The 4,253-nt window shown below is 54.9% G+C and carries 4 protein-coding genes and 1 pseudogene; 3 read left to right on the plus strand and 2 right to left on the minus strand.

Annotation, left to right across the window (positions count from 1 at the left end):
• From AC1XOS_RS20270 to AC1XOS_RS20280, 3 genes and pseudogenes are all read left to right on the plus strand, one after another.
• The coding region (locus AC1XOS_RS20270; RefSeq protein WP_481964029.1) for an ATP-binding protein at nt 1-1,779 on the plus strand (1,779 nt) is incomplete at its 5' end.
• A gap of 219 nt (nt 1,780-1,998) precedes the next feature.
• Complete coding sequence (locus tag AC1XOS_RS20275; RefSeq protein ID WP_481964030.1) at nt 1,999-2,301, plus strand: hypothetical protein; 303 nt, start codon at nt 1,999-2,001, stop codon at nt 2,299-2,301.
• A gap of 74 nt (nt 2,302-2,375) precedes the next feature.
• Nucleotides 2,376-2,699 (plus strand): annotated as a pseudogene (locus AC1XOS_RS20280) (HNH endonuclease); the annotation flags it as partial.
• Between the two features lie 7 nt (nt 2,700-2,706).
• Here the strand turns inward: AC1XOS_RS20280 and AC1XOS_RS20285 are convergent.
• Entirely contained in the window at nt 2,707-3,012 is a 306-nt protein-coding gene (locus AC1XOS_RS20285) for a hypothetical protein (protein ID WP_481964031.1), read from the minus strand.
• A gap of 2 nt (nt 3,013-3,014) precedes the next feature.
• Nucleotides 3,015-4,253: alpha-ketoacid dehydrogenase subunit beta (locus tag AC1XOS_RS20290; protein ID WP_481964032.1), on the minus strand; the 1,239-nt coding region annotated here is incomplete at its 5' end.

Raw genomic sequence — 4,253 nt, forward strand, 5'->3', positions numbered from 1 at the left:
AGGACCCTGCCCTCGATGAACCTGGACGACAGCGTCGAGTCCCTCAAAGCTCAGATCGCCAACTTGGAGTCGGAGCTCAATCAGAAAAATCAGGCCGTCGTTCAGCTCGAACGCAATGTGCGTGAGCTTAACCAGAAGGTTCAGACTGCCACCGAGAATGCCCAGCCCACGGCGGAGCTTTCGGAGCTGGAAGAGACCCTCAAGCGCCTGATGATCCGAATTGCAATGATCGTGCAAGGAGGCAAGTGTCTCTTCATGATCCACGATCCGGAGACTCGGGAGCTCTATGCAGGTAAGCCTGCTCTCGGTTTTGAAGACGGGCAGCTGGACGATTTTCGTCTTGGGGAAGGCGAAGGGGCCTCAGGAGTCTGCTACTCCTCCAGTAAATCTGTGATCCTCTATGATACGGAGACGGATATTCGTGAGGACTCCAAGGCCTTTGCAAAAATCGGGGTTCGCAACGGGATCTCTGTGCCACTGATCGTGGAGAAGCGCGATGAAGAGACCAATGCCGTCGTGGATCGCAAGGTCATCGGGGTGATCTGGGTATTCAATAAGAAGTTTGGGGGGGTCTTTATTGACGAAGACGTCCAACTTCTGGATCGTATGTCGCGCAACGCCGCTGCGGTGATCAACACTGCCTCAACGTTCCGTAAGGTTGTTGAGGAAAAAGAGCAGCTCCACGAGATGACCGATGCCCTGACCGCAGGGCTGGTGATGATCGGCCGTAACGGGCGCGTTTTGCAGATGAACTCATCGGCGCGGCGCATCTTTGGCTTGGCTCCCACTGAGAGCCTAGGTGTGCGCACCTACGATCAGCTCGTTAAAGATGATATCGTCCGCTCGGTACTGGTGAAGGCTCTCGCCGATGAGACCGATATTCAGGAAGAAGTCACCATCACGGATGCGGAGGATGCCTCCCGTACCTTCCAGATTCAGTCCACCGTCGTGCGCAACGAGAACGGGGACATGGTCGGAACCGCCGCAATCTTTAGCGATATCACGGAACTGAAGAACATTGATAAGCTCAAGACCGCCTTCGTCTCCACCGTCTCCCACGAGCTGCGCACCCCAATGACCTCGATCAAGGGCTTTATCTCCACCCTTCTCATGGACGAAGACGGCACGATGTTCGCCCACGAGGATCGTCTTGAGTTTTATGGCATCGTAGATAAAGAGTGTGATCGCCTGAAGCGCCTGATTGATGACCTGCTCAATGTCAGCCGTATCGAGGCGGGTGCTTCGATGCTACCCAACTTTGAGAATATCGAGCTTCATGAGCTCGTCAAAAAAGCGATCATGATTGACAATGGCTCGACCTACAAGAAGGACAACCACACCCTGAACTTCGACATTGCCTCTGATGTCCCTGAGATTATCGAGGCAGACGGTGACAAGTTCGAGCAGATCCTTCACAACCTAGTAGGTAACTCGCTTAAGTACTCCCCGGATGGTGGCCCGGTGCACCTGCAGGTCACTATGAAAGACGAGAACACGGTGCAGTTCGCCATCTCCGACAAGGGCCTAGGGATGACCCCGGAGTTCCTCCAGAAGTTCGGCCAGAAGTTCGCCCGCGCGGACAACCGCGACAACCGCTCCATCAACGGAACGGGAATCGGAGCGTTTCTCGTGAAGAACTTTGTCGAGGTGCACAACGGTGACATGTGGGCCGAGTCGGAAGGTCTGGGTAAGGGAACCACTGCTTACTTCACCCTACCGATCAAGCAACCTGAGGACGACGGAAGCAACGCCTCACTTTCAAGCCGTGTTGCAGGGTAGTTTAGCAAACCTCTAACGCCTCGCGATAAAGAAGCATCTCAGATGAAAGGAGGCGCTAACTTTGAACGATTTGTTCATGTCCGCCTCCGGGGTCGGACGCAACTAGCCTGCTTTAGTCGAGTAGGTCGGGAGCAAAAAACTCCGGATAGAGAGCCACCAGGAACTTAGGTTCCCGGTGGCTCTCGTTGTTTGTATTTGTGGAGTGGTAAAATATGCATCATGGAAGATGCTCAGTTTCGTGCCTGTGTGGGCGAGCAGCAGGGCTTTGGAAAGACTCCTTTTGAAGCGCTTGAAGCGTTGATGTTGAGCTGTCCTGATGGTCCAACAGTGCCTATTACTATCTGGCCGTTCAACCGTAGCGACGCATTTTTTACAATGGATCAACAGACACGTCTCCAGGAACTAAAAGCTCGGCGAGAGACATTAATGCCTGCCGAACTTCTGGAGCTTGAAGCATTGGTAGCAAGTGCATTTGAGGCATCTGTTGCTCGTGCTCAGTCACTCCAGCGTGTTAAAGCGTGAATAAGTTCTATCTCCGCGTTGCACTGCGAGCAGGTTATCGCTGTGAGTACTGACATGCCCCGGAGCGTGTCTTTAATTTTGCCTTTGATGTGGAGCATATCTGCCCTCAGAGTCTTGGTGGTCTTGATGTTTTGGAGAATTTGGCTCTGGCTTGTGAGTCTTGTAATCTCTACAAAGGTAACGTAACAACTGTCTGGGATGAGGAATCTCAGCAGATAGTTTCGCTTTTTCATCCACGCCAGAATACTTGGAGTGAGCACTTTGAGTGGGATAATTCTATTGGGATGCTTCAAGGCAAAACAGCCGTAGGCAGAGTGACCGTTCAGCGGCTTCGCTTCAACTCTGATTTCCAGTGTCGCGCTCGTCAGCTTTGGCTACAGATGGGGTTATTTCCTTGATTCAGCCTTATACGGGGCGTCCGTAGAGCTTGGGAAGTGCGATAAGAAGTTTCTCTGCTGCATCTGTCCACATCTCTCCGCTGGCTTTATTCATTGGCATATGCTCTGTGAGGAGCCGGACAATAGCGCCGTGCCGATCCCAGGCGGTTTCCGGAGTGCGCTCTTTTAAGACGATCAGCAACAGATCATCGAAGCGTTTGGGGCTATCTTTTGCGCGACGCAGTGTCTCTTGTAGAGTTGCACGAAGCTCCTCCTGCTCACCCCGTGTGTCCACCGGGGCGAGCAGCGTTTTGAGGGTCCCCAGCCACTTCATCTTCAGATTCCAGCGCTGTTGCGACGCAGCAAGTCAGCTTCATCGCAGGGGCGCTTGGGCTCGTAGCCGTCTAGGGGCAGGAGATGGGTGTGGATTGCGTCTAAAAAGTCCACGGGGAAGGGGAAGAAGGCATCTTCTACTTCATCGGGCGGGGTGATCCAGTTGCGTGCACCAACTACCATGGGGGGCGCATCGAGATACGAAAACGCGGCGCGGCCAATGTGTGAGGCCATCGTATGCAAGAAGCTCCCGCGCTCACACGCATCGGAGGCCAGCAGAATACGTCCGGTCTTTTTGACGGACTCGATCACGGGCGCGTAGTTAAAGGGGACAAGCGAGCGGGCATCTATGACCTCCGCAGAGAGGCCCCACTTCTCTTCCAGAAGCTGAGCCGTTTCCAAAGCGCGGTAGAGCGTCGCTCCAATAGTCAGGATCGTGATGTCTTTGCCAGGCTTTTTGACCTCGGGCTCGCCGATGGGGACGAGATAAGAGGTTGCAGGGACGCCGGATTGGCCCTGGAAGCGCTCGGGGATGTTGTAGAGGCGCTGGCTCTCAAAGAACACCACGGGGTCGGTGCCGGTGAGGGCAGACTGCATCAGGCCCTTGGCATCATAAGGCGAGGCAGGGAAGACCACTTTCAGGCCTGGAATATGTGCCACAAGGCTCGTCCAGTCCTGCGAGTGCTGGGCGCCGTACTTACTGCCCACGGAGACGCGCAAGACCACGGGCATCTTGAGCATCCCACCCGACATGGACTGCCACTTAGCAAGCTGGTTGAAGATCTCATCGCCCGCGCGGCCCATGAAGTCGCAGTACATCAGCTCCACGAGTGCGCGGCCTCCTTCGAGTGCATAACCCACTGAGGTGCCCACAATCGCGGCCTCGGAGATAGGGGAGTTGAAGAGGCGGTGGTAGGGCAAGGCTTCGGTCAGGCCACGGTAGACCCCAAACGCCCCACCCCAGTCACGGTTTTCTTCGCCGTAGGCGACAAGTGTCGGATCAGCATAGAATCTATCAATAATCGCCTCGAAAAGTGCGTCTTTAAAGCCAACGCAGCGGGCATCCGAGAGATAGGTGCCGACTTCTGCGAGTCCCGTGCGACTCTTGCTGGCGAGCTGTTTGGTACGCGGGTTCTCATCTTTGGGCAGGAGCACCCCGGGGGCACGCGACGAGTCTAGGCTCTCGACGCTCTCATTGGAGTACATCGTGCTCTCCAGAAGATTTCCCACGGCAAAGAGATT

This window comes from Armatimonas sp. (assembly GCF_964826245.1).